This is a genomic window from Streptococcus pasteurianus, from assembly GCF_004843545.1.
GTDB lineage: Bacteria > Bacillota > Bacilli > Lactobacillales > Streptococcaceae > Streptococcus > Streptococcus pasteurianus.
The window spans coordinates 515,514-534,455 of the sequence record NZ_CP039457.1 but is presented as its reverse complement, the minus strand read 5'-3'; the positions used below and the strand labels follow the sequence as shown (position 1 = coordinate 534,455).

The window sequence follows — 18,942 nt, the reverse complement described above, 5'->3', positions numbered from 1 at the left end:
GAGCCGTTTTTGTATTTGTTAAGCAGTGTTATGTTATTTTGCTTTAACTTCAAATCCTTCTGCTACTACTTCTGGGAAGTTTGCTTCAACGATTTCATCACAGTGGTCACAAATGGTAACACCGTATGAACGTTCTTTAACTGTTGGGTCAACACGACGGCAACGGTCACAAACTTGTCCTTCAGCATGAGCAACTGTGAACGCAACATCATCAAAAGCTACTGCGTCAGCAGGTGCAGATTCATCAGTAACAGTTAATTGAGATACAATCAACAATTGAGCAACGTTACTATCAAGTGCTGTAAGAAGAGTCTTCACTTCTTCGCTAGCATAAATTGTCAAATGAGCTTCCAATGATTTACCAATGATTTTAGCATTACGAGCTTCTTCCAAAGCTTTTTGAGCTTGGTTACGAAGTGTCATGAAGGCATCCCATTCTTCAAGAATATTCTCTTGCCCTGCAAAGACTTCAGCATCTGGTAATTCAGACAATTGAACAAATTCTTCTGGTTCGAATTCAAGGTATGACCAAATTTCTTCAGCTGTGTGAGGAAGAATTGGTGTCAATAATTTAGTGATTTTAACCAAAATATCGTAGAAGACTGTTTGCATTTGACGGCGAGCAAGGTTATCTGCTGCTTCAATGTAAACAACGTCTTTAGCAAAATCAAGATAGAATGCTGATAAATCAACTGTGATGAAGTTCACGACAGCTTTGTAAATCGCCATGAAGTCATAGGCTTCGTAAGCTTTGCGGATTGTTGCTACCAATTGGTTGAATTTAACAGTCATGTATTTATCAACTGCACGCAAGTTTTCGTAAGCAACTGCATCTGTATTTGGATTGAAATCTGCTGTATTGGCAATCAAGAAACGAAGTGTGTTACGGATTTTACGGTAAGTTTCTGATGTTTGTTTCAAAATATCCATTGATATACGAACATCGTTGCTAGAATCAACACTAGTTACCCAAAGACGTAAAATTTCAGCACCGAATTGTTTTTCAACATCACTTGGAAGGATTGTATTTCCGAGTGATTTAGACATTTTTTCACCTTTACCATCAAGGACGAAACCTTGAGAAAGCACAGCTTTATAAGGAGCATGTCCGTTAACAGCAACTGAAGTGATTAATGATGAGTTGAACCAACCACGGTATTGGTCAGAACCTTCAAGATAAAGGTCAGCTGGATATTCTAAACCTTCGCGAGCATTCATAACACCATTCCATGAAGAACCTGAGTCAAACCATACATCCATGATATCAGTTTCTTTAGTGAATTCACCATTTGGTGAACCTGGATGAGTGAATCCTTCTGGAAGAAGGTCTTTAGCTTCACGTTGCCACCAAACGATTGAACCATATTCAGCAAATAAATCAGCAACATGGTCAGTTACTTCTTTCGTCATGATAGCTGTACCATCTTCAGCGTAGAAGATTGGAAGTGGCACACCCCATGCACGTTGGCGTGAGATAACCCAGTCACCACGGTCACGAATCATGTTGTAAAGACGTGTACGACCCCATTCTGGATAGAATGTTGTGCGATCAATTTCATCAAGAATGTCTTGACGGAATTTAGAAACTGATGCAAACCATTGTGGTACAGCACGCCAGATAATTGGTTTCTTAGTGCGCCAGTCAAATGGATATGAGTGAGTGATGACTTCACTAGCAAGCAAAAGGTCACCAAGTTTTTCAGTAACAGTTGGAACAACTTTATCATAGAATTGACCTTGGAAATCTGGACCAGCATTTTCCATCATGATACCACGTTCGTCAACAGTAACAGCAACTTCAAGATTGTATTTAACACCAACATTGTAGTCATCTTCACCAAAACCAGGGGCAGTATGGACAACACCTGTACCTGAATCAAGTGTAACGTGGTCACCTAAGATAACAAGTTCATCTACTTCTGTATCCCATGGATGTTCTGTAACGATGTATTCGAGTTCAGTACCTTTATGTTTAGCGAGGACTTCAAATGATTCCCAACCAAATTTTTCAGCTAAGCTATCCAAAAGTCCTTCTGCAACAACGAATTTACGGTCATCATTAGCTGGTTTCACAACAACGTAATCCATATCAGGACCAACAGTCAAACCACGTGAAGCTGTTACTGTAAATGGTGTTGTTGTCCAAACAACAATATAAGTATCAGTATCAAGCACACCTTTACCATCTTTAACTTTATTAGCATAGTAAAGTGATGTTGAATCAATATCATGATATTCAATTTCTGCTTCAGCAAGTGCTGATTCAGATGACCATGACCAGTAAACAGGTTTTGCACCACGGTAGATGTAACCTTTATCAGCCATTGCACCAAAGACACGAATTTGAGCAGCTTCATATTCAGGAATTAATGTGATGTATGGATTTTCCCAATCAGCAGATACCCCAAGACGTTTGAAATCTTCACGTTGTTTATCAACTTGGCTAAGTGCGTATTCACGACACATTTCAAGGTATTCAGTCAAAGGAATTTCTTTACGTTTCACACCTTTTTTAGCCAACACTTGTTCAATTGGAAGTCCGTGTGTGTCCCAACCAGGAATATAAGGGGCACGGAAACCAGACATTGATTTTGAACGTACAATAATGTCTTTCGAAATTTTATTCATAGCATGACCAACGTGAATGTTTCCGTTAGCGTACGGAGGTCCATCGTGGAGATTGAAAGAAGGTTTGCCTTCATTTAATTGTTGACGTTTAGCATAGATATCTGCTTCTTCCCATTCTTTTTGCCAATTTGGCTCTTTGTTTGGGAGTCCAGCACGCATTGGGAACGCAGTTTTCCCAAGATTAAGCGTATCTTTTAGTTTCATGACTACTCCTTATAAATAATAATATTTAACTATCATTGACATTGCCAATAACAGAAAATGACCTAACATATAAATGGTTAAACAAAAAAGCCTTCGTCTCAAAAAGGACGAAAGCTCGTGGTACCACCTTAGTTTAGAAATTTAGTCTTTAAAATCTAAATTTCCCTCTTTAACTCGTAAGGTGAGTTTGCCCTTTTACCCTACTTGATTCAGGTAAAAATGTTAGAAAAGGATAATTGATACCCAAGTGATTGCAGGTCTCACACCATCGCCTGCTCGCTGTAAATATTGACTATCAACCGTGTTTTTCTTATTCTTCGATATTTAATTTAAATGTTTGTGTTTCGTTAAGATTGATTTCAGAATCTGCTTCGCTGTCATCTACAATAGCAATTTTTTGTGTTTCTTCAAGGTGTTTGTTTCCTGCTTCAACACGGCGTTGCAATTCTTTCATTTCTTCTGGTGTAAATTGACGTGTTGCATCCATTGACAATTCATCATCAGTTTCTGGAACTTCTTCTTCCAAAACTTTTTCAACAACTTCACGGAAAGCAGCATCTGAGTTTTGAAGGTAAACAGCTGTTGGCTGCAACAATTCTGTCCATTCTGGTGAATTTGTTAAACCAAGCTGTCCTTCGATAGCCGCTACCAAACGTTGATGGAAAACACGTGTTTGACGTTTCAAATCTTCTGTTTCTACAGCAACACGTTTAGCTTCGTCAGTTGCATCACGTAAAATTTGATTAGCTTTTGATTTAGCCTCATCAATAAGATGTTGTGCATCATAGTTAGCTTTGCTAACAAGGTTAGCAGCTTCATCGTTAGCAGATGTTTTAACTTTTTCAGCTGTTTCTTGTGCAAGGATAACAGATTGACTCAATGATTCTTTCATTTCATCGAAGTAAGCTAATTTATCTTCTAAATCTTTGATTCTGTTTTCTTGTTCATGATTACGACGAACCAAGTCTTCATAATCATCTACAACAATATCAAGAAATTCATTAACTTCTTCTTCGTCGTAACCACGAAATTTTAATTTAAATGTTTTATCTTTAATATCAAGTGCTGTAAGTGCCATTGATTTCTCCTTATTTATGTATCATCTTATCTACGGTCAATTTACATTTTCCATTTTTAGTGAGACCATTTTCACTTAAAATAGAAAAGCGACCAAATCCTCTAACACTAATCAAATCTCCAACTTGAAGCATTTCTGAGGCTCTATCAACTATTTGATAGTTAAGTTTTACTTTATCAGTTTCTATCAACTGCACTGCTTGACTTCTTGAAAGCTTCAAAACTGTTGCAAGAACTTTATCCATGCGCATACTAGAAACTATGATGTCCAGTTGTCGACTATCTTTCTCACCTGCAATTAACTGTTCCAGAGGAATTTCTTTTAGTGAAACGCTAGCCTTAGCAATTTTAGTCACATCAGCTCTAAAGTAATCAGCCATATTTTGCGTTACCAAAAGCTGCGCATAACCGGATTCAACTAAAATATCTCCGATAACTGTTCGTTTAATCCCAAGCTTATGAAGTAAAGTTCCCATAATCTGAGAATGTGTCAGCTGATTAAATTTTGAATTGTAATTCACCTCAAGCAAAGTTAATTCAAAATCCTCAGGATTAAACTCATAATAGTCAGGTGCCACAATAAGTCGAGCGTATTCAGCTGGATAATAATCACTCGAAACAAAATAGTGCAATCCTCGATTGCCAATAACGCTTCTTGCGATATCAACTTGGCGAGGATTTAGAAAATCTGTTAAAGCATATGCATAAGTTGCTTCGACACGACGAGCAAGGTCATCAATCTTTTCAATAAAATCATACTCACCTGGTCGAAAATGCTGATATAAATCCTTTTGCATCGCCATATTACGCAAAAATCATGATAAGAATACGACTTAAAACGTTTAGCGCAATTACTACGGCCAAAATTGTAAAGTCTAATCCCATGAATTGAAGATTAAAACGACGAAAAGGTCTAATAACTGGTTCAACCAGTTGCCCCATGGCTCTTCCAAACCAAGTGTTGTAAGCTCCTGGGAACCATGAAAGCAAAGCATACGCAAATAACAGATAAGAGTAAAACTGAATTAGTCTTAATAGTACAATTAATACAAAAATCATATATTAGCGTCTCTTCATGTCAAAGTCAAAACCGATGTCTTGACCGTTATTTGGAACAGCAAGTTCTTCAACATTAACAATAACGTTAGAAGGTGTCAATAAGTACATTGAACTACCAACTTTTTGAAGACTTCCATAAAGAACTTTACTTGCACCATCAATAAAGTCAAGGCAACGGCGTGCTTGTGCATCAAGCATGTACTGGAAATCAATTAATACACATTCGTTAACAATCAAAAGGTCAACAATTTCTTGAGCATCCTCATATTTACGAGGAAATTTCAAAGCAATTGTCGTTGTCGCTTGATTAGCACGTACTTGCATTTGTTCTTCACGACGTTGATTTATTGAACGAACAGGTTGATTTTCTTCAACTGCTCGTCTTTGTTGAGGCTGTTGTGGACGTTGACGAGCTGCTCCACCACCTTGAATTTGCTGAGTTCTAACATTTTGAACTGGTTCAGCACGTCTTTGGGCTTGTTGTGGTACTGCTTCTGCTTGCTGTTGAACATGTGGGCGCTGAGCCTCTTCTTCAACAGTTTCTTCAACATCACTTACCTCATCAGTGTCGAAATAAGAAATTAGTTTGTCAAATTTATCTTTAAATGCCATCTTTTGTTCTCCCGTTATTTAAAGAATGATGTTCCAATTCTGACAAAAGTCGCTCCATTGCGAATCGCAATTTTGTAATCACCACTCATCCCCATACTTAATTCCGTAAAAGGCATATGAGGTAATTGGCGAGCTTGTAACTCTTGTCTAAGTTGGTTTGCTTTTCCAAAAATTTCTTCAATCTCACTTTCAGAAGCTTCTTTCGGAGCCATTGTCATCAAGCCCACGATTTCCACTTTATCAAATTCAGAGATTGCGGTTAAAGCTTCGTCAATTTCCGAAACTTTAAAACCGTGTTTGCTCTCTTCCTCTGAAATATTAACCTGTAAGAAACATTTGATAGTATGCTCTGCTCGTTTCTGAATCTCTGAAGCAAGTTTGATAGAATCCAAAGCATGGAAATAATCAACAAAGTTAATCACATTTTTAACTTTTCGACGTTGCAAACTTCCAATTAAATGCCAAGTCAACTTTCTATCTTTTAAGGCTTCATATTTATCAAGAAACATATCGACTCTATTTTCACCAATATGTTCAATACCTGTGTCAATAAGACGAGCAGCAACACCACTATCAACATACTTCGTCACGGCAATAATATTGACACTTTCTTTAGAACGATTGGCTTGTTGCGTAGCCTGCGCAACTTGTTCAAAAACAAGGTCTTTATTTTTTTTAAAATCTGTCATTAACGATTTTTAAAGAATGGTGGTGTTTCTAGTTCATCATCCGCATCATCATTGGCTGTAAATGTTGACATTGTCAATTTACTATCTAATTCACCTTCTGTTGGACGTGCAATGTTATCACGGCGAAGATCCCAGTTACCAAATGAATTTTCTTTTTGTTGAGATTGATTAGCCGCTGGCTGTTGCGAAGTTGGCATAGCATGGCTTTCACCCATATCATAGTCAAAACTTGAACGACGTTCAAATGTTGTTTGATTTGGTTGTTGTGTACGCTCTGAAGCGTATTGAGCACCTGCTGCTTGTTGTGCATTAGCTTGAGTAAATGAACGAGTTGGTTGTTGGAATCCTGCTGCTTGCTCAGCACGGTCTTGACGAACACCTGTTGCAACAACTGTTACGCGGATTTCATCTTTCATCGTATCATCAATAGACGTACCAAGCCAGATATTAACACCTTTACCTGCTGCTTGACTAATGATTTCAGAAGCTTCTTCTGCTTCTGTAAGAGTCATATCAAGACCACCAGTAACGTTAACGATTACATCTTGCGCACCATCAATTGTAGTTTCAAGAAGTGGTGAAAAGATTGCTTTACGAGCAGCTTCTGTAATACGTTCTTCACCGGAACCAATACCAATCCCCATAAGGGCGTTACCTTTGTTCGCCATAACTGTTTTAACATCGGCAAAGTCAAGGTTGATAAGACCAGGGCTTGTAATCAAATCAGTGATACCTTGGACACCTTGACGAAGGACATTATCAGCTTCGCTAAGTGCTTCAAGAAGAGGTGTTTTCTTATCAACGATTTCAAGAAGGTTATTATTTGAAATGATAAGCAATGTATCTACTTGTTCACGAAGTTCTGCAATTCCTTCTGCTGCAAAGTTACCACGCTTGTTTCCTTCGAAACCAAATGGACGTGTTACAACAGCAACAGTAAGAGCGCCTAGGCTTTTAGCAATACGTGCGATAACTGGTGCAGCACCTGTACCAGAACCACCGCCCATACCAGCAGTGATAAAGACCATATCAGCCCCTGTAAGAGCTTCTGTCAAAACCTCTTCACTTTCTTCCGCAGCCTTACGACCTACTTCAGGCTGTCCTCCAGCACCAAGTCCACGAGTCAATTTAGGGCCTAACTGAATAACAGTTTCAGCTTTTGAAGAGCTCAATGCTTGGATATCAGTGTTTGCTGCGATAAATTCAACACCAGCAACACCCTCATCAATCATACGGTTAATAGCGTTACCTCCGCCACCACCGACACCAATAACTTTAATAACTGCACCTTGTACTGATGCTGTGTCAAATGAAAATGCCATTTTTATTCCTCACTTATTGTTTAGTCAAACATACTTCCAAAAATACCACGAACACGCTCACCAAGTTTTGGTCTTGATTCTTCTTGTTTTTGAACTGGTGGAACCTGAGTAGGTTGCGATACTAGGTTATCATTTGCCGGCACAACTAAATCATTATTATAGACCACTCGAGGTCGTACTTGCGGCTGTGGTTCAAAATCAACTGGTTTGCGTCGAAGAAGTTCTTCACCAGAAACTGCTCGTTGCGCGATCACATCCACTTCACTCATTGTCCCAACATATTCAACAAGACTGATGACGTTAGCAAACATTGGATTACGGATACCAACTTGATTTGGGACATGTAGTTTAACGGTTGTTCCAAAAATTTCTTGAGCAACTTCAACCACACCTGGCATGATTGCGCCACCACCAACAAGAACAATACCACCTGGTAAGTCAAGCAAACGTCCACGTTCTAAATCTTGTTTAACACGATCTAGAATGTGGCGTACACGCGCAGAAATAATTTCTGACAAGTAACGCTCGCTAACTGAGATAGGTGTATCACTACCAACAACATCAACTTGGACCGTTTCTGATAAACTTGCTTCCTCTAGGTTAGCTTGTCCAAAGTTAAACTTAAGGGCTTCAGCAATCTGTATAGATGTTTTCAAAACTTTTGAAATATCTTTGGTTATATATTCACCACCCTCTGGGTAAATGTTAGTGTATTGCAATTCTTGTGCACGCATAGAAGCAACGGTTGTTTGACCGCCACCTAAATCAATCACAGTAGCACCGAATTCGCGTTCACCTTCGTTAAGAACTGATTTTGCCATAGCAAGCGGTGTGATGATTATATTTTCAACACTAATACCTGCACGTTCAACTGTTTTACGAAGATTATGTAAGATAGTACTTGGTCCTGTATAAATCAAACCACGCATTTCTAAGCGAATCCCCATCATGCCACGTGGATCACGAATTCCTTGGAAACCATCAACGATAAATTCTTCAGGAATCAATGAGATTACTTCACGCTCTGGAGTAATACTTTTTGTTAATGCTGATTTAACAACACTATCAACATCTTCATCTTTAATTTCTTTTGATTCACTAGGTACTGGAATCATCCCTTGGGTGGGTTCGATCTGAAGCAAATTAGCTGGAAGACCTACATTAATCTTATCAATTGTCATTCCCGCTTTTTCTTCTGCTTGCTCAACCGCTTTTTTAATCGCTTCCGCAGCAGCCTCAATATCTATAATAATCCCATCTTTTACTCCCGTACTGGGAACATTACTCACACCAATCACGTTCATTTCACCAGAAACAAATTCTGCTACTAGAACCTTAATCGAGCTTGTTCCTATATCCAAACCTGTAAAAAAGCCATTTCTAGCCATTCACTCGACCTCACTATCTTTCCAATCATTTACTATTCTAAAATCTGTATAAAATCAGAATTATTCAGAAAATATTATATCATAAAAAAACGTAAAATGTTATCATTTTACGTTTTTTGTTATAGAAACTTAATTTTATTGTTGATCAACCTGCATACCAGACGTTATATTATTCGGATTTTCCTCTGTAGTAGAATTATTATCGCTGGCACCATCTACTGCAAATGTTTCTGTTGATACTTCTGTATCACTTGATTCTGTCTGAGTTTCCTCACTAGATTCTGTTGTTGATTCGGTATCACTAGAATCTGTATTTTCACCACTTGATTCTGAGCTAGAACTTTCTTTTTCAGCGGCAGCTTCGGACTCAATAGTTTCTGTCGTTGTATAAATACCGACTTCCATATCAACAATGCTGGTTTCTGTCAGATTTCCCTTAATTTTCATGTAGTAAGGTAATTTCTCAACAATTTCTGACAATGGTACACGAACGGTATTGCCATCATGCATTTCCAAAAGAAGTAAATCAGCTGTCGTCGAAGAATTCACAGAGCTAACAATTTGAATTTGACTAACTAAATCTTTATCCAATTTTGAAAAAGCTTTTATCAATTTTTGAATATCACTTTCAGAAGAAAGATTGATAGTCAGGAAAGTATCAGGCAATTCAGACGCTCCAACAACATCAAGGCGAGTTCCGTTTTCAAGAATTGGTTGGTAGCCATCATCCGTCTGAGCATAAGCCACAATATCATATTCTTTCACTTTTATCGTGAATTTATTCGGAAAATGATAAATGATTTTAGCTTCTTTGATCATTTTATCGTTTTTCAAAATGCTTTTTTCATACGCTGAATGGTTAAAAATCAGCGAGAAGAAATAATCTGAGCTTTTTATGCCTGACGCAGTCAAAACAGCATCAGACGTTGTTGTTGATGTTCCCGAAACTGTGACTGTTTTTTGCTTGCTAAGAGGCGTTACCAAAAAGAGCGATATTAGCAAAACTGCACCAGCAACAATAAGAACAGGATAAGCACGACGTCTTGCTTTTTGAAGAGGCGTCAGTTCCGTTTGCTCTTTTTTCTTTTTTTCTTTTCTGGCTTTTTTAGCTTGTTTTGCTTTTTGTTTTTTCTCTTTTTTTAAAACGAGTTCTTGTTCGTCAGCATCACCGTTGGTTGTTGCTTTGTCAGCTTTCTTTTCAGACTGGGAGTCTTTTTCTTCCTCATCGTCAGCTTCTTTTTTAGCATGCGGCGTGCGTTCTAAACGTAATTTTTCTTGACGTTTCTTTTTCTCAGCTTCTTCAGCTTCTTTTTTCTTAAGAAATTCAATATTGCGTTTTTGCCATTCTGTCAGCGCAAGCTTTTCGTCATTTTGAGTTTTAGATTCTTTTTTATCTTGCTCTTTCTCTTTTGTCATTTACATTCCTTTTGCGGTTTTAGAGATGTCCTGCGTGATGAGATGATAAAATTCATCCTGTGATTTGATTTCGTTTGAAGTCGCCATTGCTGTTTGATAACTATCTTCATGAGCAAAAAGTTGAGCTAATTTTTCTTCAAGATTAGTAAAGGTTAATTTTTCTTCAGCAAGCTGACGAGCATAGCCTTTTTTCTCAAAATAAGCTGCATTTTCTAATTGGTCACCACGACTGGCTTCTTTTCCAAGAGGAACAATCAAGTGCAATTTGTGCATTGCAACCAATTCAAAGATAGTATTTGAACCACCTCGCGTCACAACCACATCAGCCATATCCATCAAAGGTTGATAAAGGTCTGTGACGTAGTCAACACGATAGAGGTTTTGACTTAAACCATTCAAACGTTTATCCCCTGAAATGTTGATAACATTGAAATGCTCGATTAATTCAGGAGTATTAGTAATGAAATCATTAAAAACACGTGCCCCAGCAGAACCACCAATAAACAAAAGTGTTTTCAAATTAGGGTCAAAATGATTTTTTATCTCTTCAATTTTACTGTCATCATAGTCAACTTTACTGCCGACTTTTGTAATCGCTCCAACATGTTTTGCTTTTGCTAAGCCTTCAGCTTGTTCAAAAGTTGTGTACATTGTTGTCGCAAATTTATAGGCGATTTTATTTGCCAAGCCCATAGACAAATCAGATTCATGAACAAATACAGGAACGCCTAACGTCTTAGCAGCAATGACTGGTGGAACTGACACAAATCCTCCTTTTGAAAAGAGGGCTTGTGGTCGAATTTTAGCAATGATTGCCAACGATTGTAGAATTCCAAATGATACTTTGAAAACATCAAGCATGTTTTGCCATGAGAAATAACGTCTTAATTTTCCTGTTGCAATGGAATGGAAAGTCACATCAAGACCTGATTTGGTGATTTGTTCATGCTCAATGCCATTTTTGTCACCAATGTAATGAACTTCCCAACCGTCTTTGATAAATTTTGGGATAAGAATAAGATTCAACGTTACATGACCAACGGTTCCACCGCCAGTAAAGACAATTTTCTTAGCCATGTTTATTCTCCTTTAATTGCTTCAAAGGTTGCAATAAATTCGTCACCACGAACTTCAAAGCTCTTATACATATCCCAGCTAGCATTAGCAGGGCTTAAGAGAACAACATCACCAGCTTCAGCTTTGTCATAAGCAATGCGAGCAGCGTCTGCAACGTCTTTGGCATCAACATATGGAACATTTGCTTTGTCAGCTGCACGTTTGACACGCGGAGCTGATTCACCAAGGATAACTATTAATTTAACCCCAGTAATATCTGGAACAAGTTCGTCAAATTCATTTCCACGGTCAAGACCACCAGCGATTAAAATCACTTTTGAATTATCAAAGCCTGAAAGGGCTTTTTGAGTTGCTAAAATATTAGTTGATTTTGAATCGTTGTAGAATTTAACACCATTAATCTCACCAAGTGCTTGAAGACGATGTTTTACGCCACCAAAATGAGTCAAGGTTTCTTTGATAGCATCATTTGCGATTCCTGATAATTTTGCTGCGGCAATAGTTGCCAAAGCATTTTCTACATTATGGCTACCTGGCACACCGATTTCTGAAGCTTTCATGATAGCTTCACCTTTGAAATACAACGTATCACCGTCTAAGTAAGCACCGTCAACTTTTTCAGTTGTAGAAAATGGAACGACTTGGGCAGCTGTTTTTTGTGCTAATTCTTTTGCCAAATCTTGATTGAAATTAAGCACGACGAAATCATCAGCAGTCATATTCTTTTGAATGTTCCATTTTGCTGCAACATACTCTTCAAAAGTTCCATGATAGTCAATGTGAGTTGGCATAAGGTTAGTAATAATAGCGATATGTGGGTGGAAAGTATCTGTTCCCATTAATTGGAAAGAAGACAATTCCATAACCAAAATGTCTTTATCTGTTGCTGTTTGCGCAACTTCTGAAGCAGGAAAACCGATATTTCCTGAAAGAAGCCCAGATTTACCACCGTTATTAAGTGTTTCAGCAATCATAGTTGTTGTCGTTGTTTTACCATTTGAACCAGTAATCCCAATGATTGGGGCATCTGAAATCATGTAAGCTAGCTCAACTTCTGTGATAACTGGAATATTTTTTTCGATAGCACGTGCTACCATTGGATTATCGTATCGAATACCTGGGTTTTTAACCATTAATTCAAAATTTTCATCCAAAAGTTCCAACGGGTGGCTACCACAGATAACTTTGATTCCTTCTTCAAGCAGTGACTGTGCAGCAGGATTTTCATCAAATGTTTTACCATCATTGACAGTAACGATAGCGCCCAATTTTTCAAGAAGTCGTGCTGCGGCTTCACCAGATTTTGCCAAACCAAGTACCAAAACTTTTTTATTTTCAAATGTTTTAATTGTTTTCATCATACATCCATTCTAACATTGCAAGTATAATAATATTCTACATTTATTTAAGGTGTTTTTCAATATTTTACGACATTTCCCACCACAAAGCTGACCAAGATACGAAAAAAGCTGAGTATCCCTCAGCTTTTCTTGCTATAATGCTTTTTTTCATCTTTCTTAGACGGTAAGCGATAGACATCTCTTATGGCGAAGAATCCTAATGCAACCATAGCAAGTCCAAGAAAGATTTCTGGTGGTGATTGCATAATTTTGACAAAACTCATAGCTGCCAAAACGAGCAATAAAGCTACTGCTCCCACCATACCAATCATATTTAAAGTGCTGCGAATTGTTTTTGGAGCCATGAAAAAATAATACGAAACAATCAAAATAGCAACGATTAAATAAAACATTCATAACTCCTTTCCTTTACAACTCAATTTATCAGTTTTAAGCTGTTTTTACCAGTCGCTTTGTTCTCTCATTTTTAAGCGAAACTTTGATTTAACCTAACAGCTTCCTCGCCTTTTTTATTTTTAGGATCAGACCTAAAACAGTCCTCTGAACTTCTTCGCTTACTTATTTTTAGGCGAAGACTTGATTTAATCTAACAGATTTCCTCGCTTTTTTATTTTTAGGCTCAGACCTAAAACAGTCCTCTGGACTGTTTTACTCCTCTGCAGATTTTTTCTTCTTAGCTGCTTTAGCGCGCAAGTTTTTGTCAAGGATTTGTTTACGCAAGCGGATTGATTCTGGTGTTACTTCCATGTATTCGTCATCATTCAAGAATTCAAGTGATTCTTCAAGCGTCAAGATACGTGGTGTTTTGATAACAGCAGTTTGGTCTTTCGTAGCTGAACGGACGTTAGTCATTTGTTTAGCTTTAGTGATATTAACTGTCAAGTCGTTTTCACGTGAGTTTTCACCGATAATCATTCCTTCGTAAACTTCAGTACCTGGGTTAACGAAGATTGTACCGCGTTCTTCAACAGACATGATTGAGTATGTTGTTGCTTTACCAGTATCAATAGATACAAGAGCACCACGACGACGTCCACCAATTTCTGCATTGATAACTGGCAAGTATTGGTCGAATGTGTGGTTCATGATACCGTAACCGTGAGTCATTGAAAGGAATTCAGTTGGGTATCCGATAAGTCCACGTGCTGGTGCCAAGAATACAAGACGTGTTTGACCATTACCAGTTGATTGCATATCAAGCATTTCACCTTTACGTTCTGATAATGATTGGATAACTGAACCTTGATATTCTTCTGGTGTATCGATTTGAACACGTTCGAATGGTTCGCATTTCACGCCGTCAATCTCTTTGATAATAACTTCTGGACGTGATACTTGAAGTTCATATCCTTCACGACGCATTGTTTCGATAAGGATAGACAAGTGCAATTCACCACGACCTGATACAGTCCATTTATCTGGTGAATCAGTTGCTTCAACACGAAGTGACACGTCAGTTTGTAATTCAGCAAGCAAGCGTTCTTCAACTTTACGAGATGTAACGAATTTACCTTCACGACCTGCAAATGGTGAGTTATTTGCCAAGAATGTCATTTGAAGTGTTGGTTCGTCAATGTGAAGAATTGGAAGTGGTTCAACGCAATCTGTTGGAGTAATTGTTTCACCAACAAAGATGTCTTCCATACCAGAGATAGCAATCAAATCACCAGCTTTTGCTTCTTGGATTTCACGACGTTCAAGTCCGAAGAAACCAAACAGTTTAGTAACACGGAAGTTTTTAGTTGTACCGTCAAGTTTTGAAAGAGTAACTTGGTCACCAACTTTAACAATACCGCGGAAAATACGTCCGATACCGATACGTCCAACGAAATCATTGTAATCAAGAAGTGACACTTGAAATTGAAGTGGTTCTTCTGAGTTATCAACTGGCGCTGGAATGTGGTCAATGATAGTGTCAAAGACTGGAGCCATTGTGTGTTCTTGGTCAGCTGGGTCATCTGAAAGTGATGATGTACCGTTGATAGCTGATGCATAAACAACTGGGAATTCTAATTGGTCATCGTCAGCACCAAGTTCGATGAAGAGTTCAAGAACTTCATCAACGACTTCTGCTGGGCGAGCTGATGGTTTATCAATTTTGTTAACAACAACGATTGGTGTTAAGTTTTGTTCAAGAGCTTTTTTCAACACGAAACGTGTTTGAGGCATAGTTCCTTCGTAAGCATCGACAACAAGCACAACACCGTCAACCATTTTCATGATACGTTCAACTTCTCCACCGAAGTCCGCGTGTCCTGGTGTGTCCATGATATTGATACGAACACCGTTGTAAGCAACTGCAGTATTTTTAGCAAGGATTGTAATACCACGTTCTTTTTCAAGATCGTTTGAGTCCATTGCACGTTCTTGCAATTCTTTACGTTCGTCAAGTGTGTGTGATTGTTTCAATAATTCATCAACAAGGGTTGTTTTCCCGTGGTCAACGTGGGCGATAATCGCCACGTTACGAATATCTTCTCTTAATTTAGTCATGATTCCTCGATTTTTTAAATTTATTCTAACTTTTGAATTATACCACAAATCCTATGAAAAAACAGCGATAAAACAAGTGTAAATGTTTTCAGACACGGATTTAGCTTCTATAGTATATAAAAAGATGGGAACTATGTCCCATCTTTTTATATACTATAGATATTTTAGCCTCATCTTATTCGACATAAGCAGTACTGACAACGCTCCAATTGGTCGATTCAAGTGTTCCTTGTTCAAGATAGCCGTCTGCATTAACACGATATAAGGCTAAACGTATTTTTGAATCGCTGTTTGTTCGGACACTAGCATAAACCAAATTGTCATCATATGCTTTGACATTTACAAAATAATCATCTTTATCTTCATCAGATAATTGATTTTGCGAAGCATAAATGGCAAGAACCCAAGACTCCACTTGCTCAGTTGTTAAATTTTTAGTATCAATGGTATCAGTAACAGCTGCTTGGTCGGTTGGTACTAATTTGAGATTAGTGTTTAGCGAATAAGTGAATTTGCTAGAGGTTGTTGTCCAGAATTGTGGATAAATATAGCCATTTTTAGCATAAATTCCCGAAGCAAATTTTGGTGTTGTTTGGTAACTACCACCGATACCACCAAAAATAAGTGCCCCGATGGCTTCACTATCACTTCCATCAGCAGGATAAAAACGATAAACACCTTGCGCCACTTCTTCATAACCAGAAACACGCTCTGTAACGATATAATTAGACTGATTTTTAGTCATTGTGCCATCTTCACTGATTGTCAGAATAACTCCGTCAAAATCAGCTGTTTTCCAATTTCCAACAAGCTCCGCAGGGACACCTTGTTTTATCGTTGAAGAGGTCTTGGTCTCGCTCGTGCTTGATGAACTTGAAGAACTAGATGTACTTGTTGACGTAGCCGTTGTAGATGGCGACCATTCCGCCTTATTATTGGCGGTTGTTTCTCGATTGAAAGCTGTGACGAGATACAAAATAATCAGAGTCAAGAAAACCAATGGACTGATTAAAAGGATCCTGATTAAACGACGTTTCTTGTTTTCTTGCAATTTTTCGATGTAAACATTGCGTAACGCTTCAAGTCTCTTTTTCTCATCTTCGTCTGTTACTTGACTTAATTCCAAATCCAATTGAAAAATCTGATTTTTGAGGTATTTCGATTTCAGGGCATCCTTACTCTCATCGTTTTTTCTCTTTAAATTTTCTTTTTCAAATTCCATATATTGGTAAATGATTAACTTTCTTTAACTTTTCCTGTCCAGTAGTCAAAGCCGTCTTTAAGAACATAAAGGTTAGTGTAGCCTGCTTTTTTAAGTGTTCTAATAACACGTGGAAGTGCTGAACTTCTACTACTATCGTATAAAAGAACAGGTTTATCTTTACGAATAGCAGACATTGAGAGTTGAATTTGACTAGCTGGAAGATTACGAGCTCCCATGATATGTTTTGTTTTGAAAGCACCAGCCTCACGCACATCAATCAATTGACTTGTGTGAATCATGCTTTCAAACTCAGCATTATCAATAAATTTTGCTGCACGGCGGAGACTAAAATAAGTCCAAGCCATCCAAGCAACGATAGCAACTAAAATAACTAAAACGATAATCCAGTTCATTTTGCGCCCCTTAATCTACAAATTGACTTGCAAGACTTGCTGCACCAATGATACCAGCATCATTTCCAAGTTCGGCAATTTTGATTTTTGTTGTTTTGCGCACTTGTGGGAAAGCGTAGCTGACAAAATATTTTTCAACGCGACTACGCAAGAATTCGCCTGCAGCTGAAACACCACCACCGATAACAACTGAGTCTGGGTTTAAGATGTTTGCGATATTTGCTGTTGCTTGACCAAGATAGAAACCAACTTTTTCAACAACTGAATCGGCAAAATGGTCACCCGCTTCAGCAGCGACAAAGATGTCTTTACTTGTCACCGCATCACCATTATCAATGGCAGCTTTGATGCTTGAATCACCTTCATATTCTTCAGCCAAATGACGAGCCACACGCACAACACCTGTCGCTGAAGCAACTGTTTCTAGGCAACCCTTGTTACCACAAGTACATTCAAATCCATCAACTGGCTCAACATTCATGTGACCAATTTCTCCACCAGCACCAGCGACACCATGGATAAGGTTACCGTCAGCGATAACACCGCCACCAACACCAGTTCCAAGTGTTACAAAAACAACATCTGGATTGTTTGCGCCAGCACCTGTCCAACGTTCACCAAGTGCAGCTACATTTGCATCGTTATCAATAGCAAATGGAATGCCAAGTTCACGTTCGATAACTGAACCGACTTCTTCAGTGTGTGCCCAGTTCAAGTTGAAAGCACCTGTAACTGTTTTTTTAGCGCGGTCAACAGCACCTGGAGACCCCATACCGATACCTACAAAATCATCTTTTGTCAAACCGTAAAGATTCAAACGGTGTTTGATTGATCCAACAATATCAGGGACAATGTGTTTACCATCTTCAAGGATATTAGTATCAATTGCCCATTTTTCTTGTACTTCTCCCTCAAGTGTTAGGATACCGAATTTAATCGTTGTCCCACCAAGGTCAATCCCCAAAAGTTTTTTAGTCATTATTTTCTTTCTCCATTTCTAAACGGTGCTCACGTCGCAAAATCAATTCAGCCGTCAGGTAATCTGTCTTGTCAATCAACCCATTTTCATACAATTTTTCTAATTCTAGTTTCATGACTTCAATATCATAGAGACGCTTACCAATATAGACATAAATACCAAATCGTTTCAACAATTGTTGCACATCATATAATGTTTTCATATGAAGCATTTTATCAAAAAAAGCAAGCATTTTCAATAAGAATATGCAATCGGTTTCTCTGTTTCTCATATACTTTCAACATAAACTAAAAGCAGGTCATGCGACCTGCTTTCTTGTTTCTAGGCGAGTGAAAAAACGTCCAGTGGACGTTTTTTTATCTATTTTGAAAATTATTTGATTCCTGGTGCTTGTCCGCGTTCGGCTTGAAGCATCCAGATTGTCTTTTCAGCGTCTGCTTGGGCAGCTGTGAAAATATCGTTAGAAGGTGCGTCACCTTCTTCGTCAGTAACATCAAGCCCAACTTGGTAAAGTGCTGACAAATAAGTATAAACGTCAACCAAACGTGCCAAATGTTCGTCCATTGTTTTGTCAAATGAACCAGTTGTTTCATCTAACTTAGAATTTTCATCAAATTCTTTCAATGTTGAATATGGAGCACCACCGATTGTAATCAAACGTTCGCTCATTTCGTCCAATGAAGCGTTAAGACCATCCATCAATTCGTCCATTTTTGGATGCAGATAATAGAAGCCTGCTCCACGCATGTACCAATGAACTTGGTGAACAATTGAGGCAGCTTTTGACAAATCAGCAACCGCTTGGTTAAGAACGGCTTTTGTTTTGGCATTTTTAGCAGTTGATTTTTGTGAAATATTATGTGTTACAGATGCGTAAATGTTTTCAGTGATTGTTTGAGTCATAGTAAACCTCCTCGTCAAATGACATTTTAGGATTTCTTATCCTTTACGTTACAATCCTATTTTAGAATAATTCTAAATAAAGAGCAAATAATATGCTCACTTTTTTAATTATTTTTC

General features: G+C 38.1%; 18 protein-coding genes. All 18 read right to left on the bottom strand.

The window, feature by feature from the left end:
- Nucleotides 1-33: 33 nt before the first annotated feature.
- The 18 genes from ileS to E8M05_RS02900 all read right to left on the bottom strand — a co-directional run bounded on the left by ileS (nucleotide 34) and on the right by E8M05_RS02900 (nucleotide 18,825).
- Entirely contained in the window at nucleotides 34-2,832 is a 2,799-nt protein-coding gene (gene ileS / locus E8M05_RS02985; RefSeq protein WP_061100190.1) for an isoleucine--tRNA ligase, read from the bottom strand.
- A gap of 310 nt (nucleotides 2,833-3,142) precedes the next feature.
- Nucleotides 3,143-3,910 carry a DivIVA domain-containing protein gene (locus tag E8M05_RS02980; protein WP_003063713.1) on the bottom strand — a complete coding sequence of 256 codons (768 nt, stop codon included), beginning with the start codon at nucleotides 3,908-3,910 and terminating at the stop codon, nucleotides 3,143-3,145.
- A gap of 10 nt (nucleotides 3,911-3,920) precedes the next feature.
- Nucleotides 3,921-4,712 (bottom strand): YlmH family RNA-binding protein, encoded by a 792-nt coding sequence (locus E8M05_RS02975; RefSeq protein WP_101774340.1) that lies wholly within the window; start codon nucleotides 4,710-4,712, stop codon nucleotides 3,921-3,923.
- A 1-nt stretch (nucleotide 4,713) separates the two neighbouring features.
- Nucleotides 4,714-4,968, bottom strand: a complete 255-nt coding sequence (locus E8M05_RS02970) for a YggT family protein (protein ID WP_003063710.1) — start codon at nucleotides 4,966-4,968, stop codon at nucleotides 4,714-4,716.
- Nucleotides 4,969-4,971: 3 nt separating this feature from the next.
- Nucleotides 4,972-5,580 carry a cell division protein SepF gene (locus tag E8M05_RS02965; RefSeq protein WP_003063709.1) on the bottom strand — a complete coding sequence of 203 codons (609 nt, stop codon included), beginning with the start codon at nucleotides 5,578-5,580 and terminating at the stop codon, nucleotides 4,972-4,974.
- A 14-nt stretch (nucleotides 5,581-5,594) separates the two neighbouring features.
- Complete coding sequence (locus tag E8M05_RS02960) at nucleotides 5,595-6,269, bottom strand: YggS family pyridoxal phosphate-dependent enzyme (protein ID WP_041972913.1); 675 nt, start codon at nucleotides 6,267-6,269, stop codon at nucleotides 5,595-5,597.
- Nucleotides 6,269-7,591 (bottom strand): cell division protein FtsZ, encoded by a 1,323-nt coding sequence (gene ftsZ / locus E8M05_RS02955; RefSeq protein ID WP_003063705.1) that lies wholly within the window; start codon nucleotides 7,589-7,591, stop codon nucleotides 6,269-6,271. The genes E8M05_RS02960 and ftsZ overlap by 1 nt, the downstream gene beginning before the upstream one ends.
- 20 nt (nucleotides 7,592-7,611) lie before the next feature.
- The gene (gene ftsA, locus E8M05_RS02950) at nucleotides 7,612-8,979 is read right to left on the bottom strand and encodes a cell division protein FtsA (protein ID WP_003063703.1); all 1,368 of its coding nucleotides are present in this window, start codon (nucleotides 8,977-8,979) and stop codon (nucleotides 7,612-7,614) included.
- A 135-nt stretch (nucleotides 8,980-9,114) separates the two neighbouring features.
- Nucleotides 9,115-10,395 (bottom strand): cell division protein FtsQ/DivIB, encoded by a 1,281-nt coding sequence (locus E8M05_RS02945; RefSeq protein WP_061100192.1) that lies wholly within the window; start codon nucleotides 10,393-10,395, stop codon nucleotides 9,115-9,117.
- Nucleotides 10,396-11,472 (bottom strand): UDP-N-acetylglucosamine--N-acetylmuramyl-(pentapeptide) pyrophosphoryl-undecaprenol N-acetylglucosamine transferase, encoded by a 1,077-nt coding sequence (locus E8M05_RS02940; RefSeq protein ID WP_061100193.1) that lies wholly within the window; start codon nucleotides 11,470-11,472, stop codon nucleotides 10,396-10,398.
- A 2-nt stretch (nucleotides 11,473-11,474) separates the two neighbouring features.
- Nucleotides 11,475-12,830: a UDP-N-acetylmuramoyl-L-alanine--D-glutamate ligase gene (murD, locus tag E8M05_RS02935; RefSeq protein WP_061100194.1), complete on the bottom strand. Its 1,356-nt coding sequence runs from the start codon at nucleotides 12,828-12,830 to the stop codon at nucleotides 11,475-11,477.
- 122 nt (nucleotides 12,831-12,952) lie between these two features.
- Nucleotides 12,953-13,225: a DUF3165 family protein gene (locus E8M05_RS02930; protein ID WP_003063692.1), complete on the bottom strand. Its 273-nt coding sequence runs from the start codon at nucleotides 13,223-13,225 to the stop codon at nucleotides 12,953-12,955.
- Nucleotides 13,226-13,481: 256 nt separating this feature from the next.
- Nucleotides 13,482-15,326: a translational GTPase TypA gene (gene typA / locus E8M05_RS02925; RefSeq protein WP_003063690.1), complete on the bottom strand. Its 1,845-nt coding sequence runs from the start codon at nucleotides 15,324-15,326 to the stop codon at nucleotides 13,482-13,484.
- A 175-nt stretch (nucleotides 15,327-15,501) separates the two neighbouring features.
- Entirely contained in the window at nucleotides 15,502-16,548 is a 1,047-nt protein-coding gene (locus E8M05_RS02920) for a hypothetical protein (RefSeq protein ID WP_013851569.1), read from the bottom strand.
- A 14-nt stretch (nucleotides 16,549-16,562) separates the two neighbouring features.
- Nucleotides 16,563-16,943 (bottom strand): rhodanese-like domain-containing protein, encoded by a 381-nt coding sequence (locus E8M05_RS02915; RefSeq protein WP_003063685.1) that lies wholly within the window; start codon nucleotides 16,941-16,943, stop codon nucleotides 16,563-16,565.
- 10 nt (nucleotides 16,944-16,953) lie between these two features.
- Complete coding sequence (locus tag E8M05_RS02910) at nucleotides 16,954-17,922, bottom strand: ROK family glucokinase (RefSeq protein WP_013851568.1); 969 nt, start codon at nucleotides 17,920-17,922, stop codon at nucleotides 16,954-16,956.
- Nucleotides 17,915-18,124, bottom strand: coding sequence for a YqgQ family protein (locus tag E8M05_RS02905; RefSeq protein ID WP_012961615.1), 210 nt, complete (start codon nucleotides 18,122-18,124; stop codon nucleotides 17,915-17,917). Before E8M05_RS02905 ends, E8M05_RS02910 begins: the two co-directional genes overlap by 8 nt.
- A gap of 170 nt (nucleotides 18,125-18,294) precedes the next feature.
- A complete protein-coding gene (locus tag E8M05_RS02900; protein ID WP_013851567.1) occupies nucleotides 18,295-18,825 on the bottom strand; it encodes a Dps family protein in 531 nt (176 codons plus the stop codon).
- Nucleotides 18,826-18,942 lie beyond the last annotated feature (117 nt).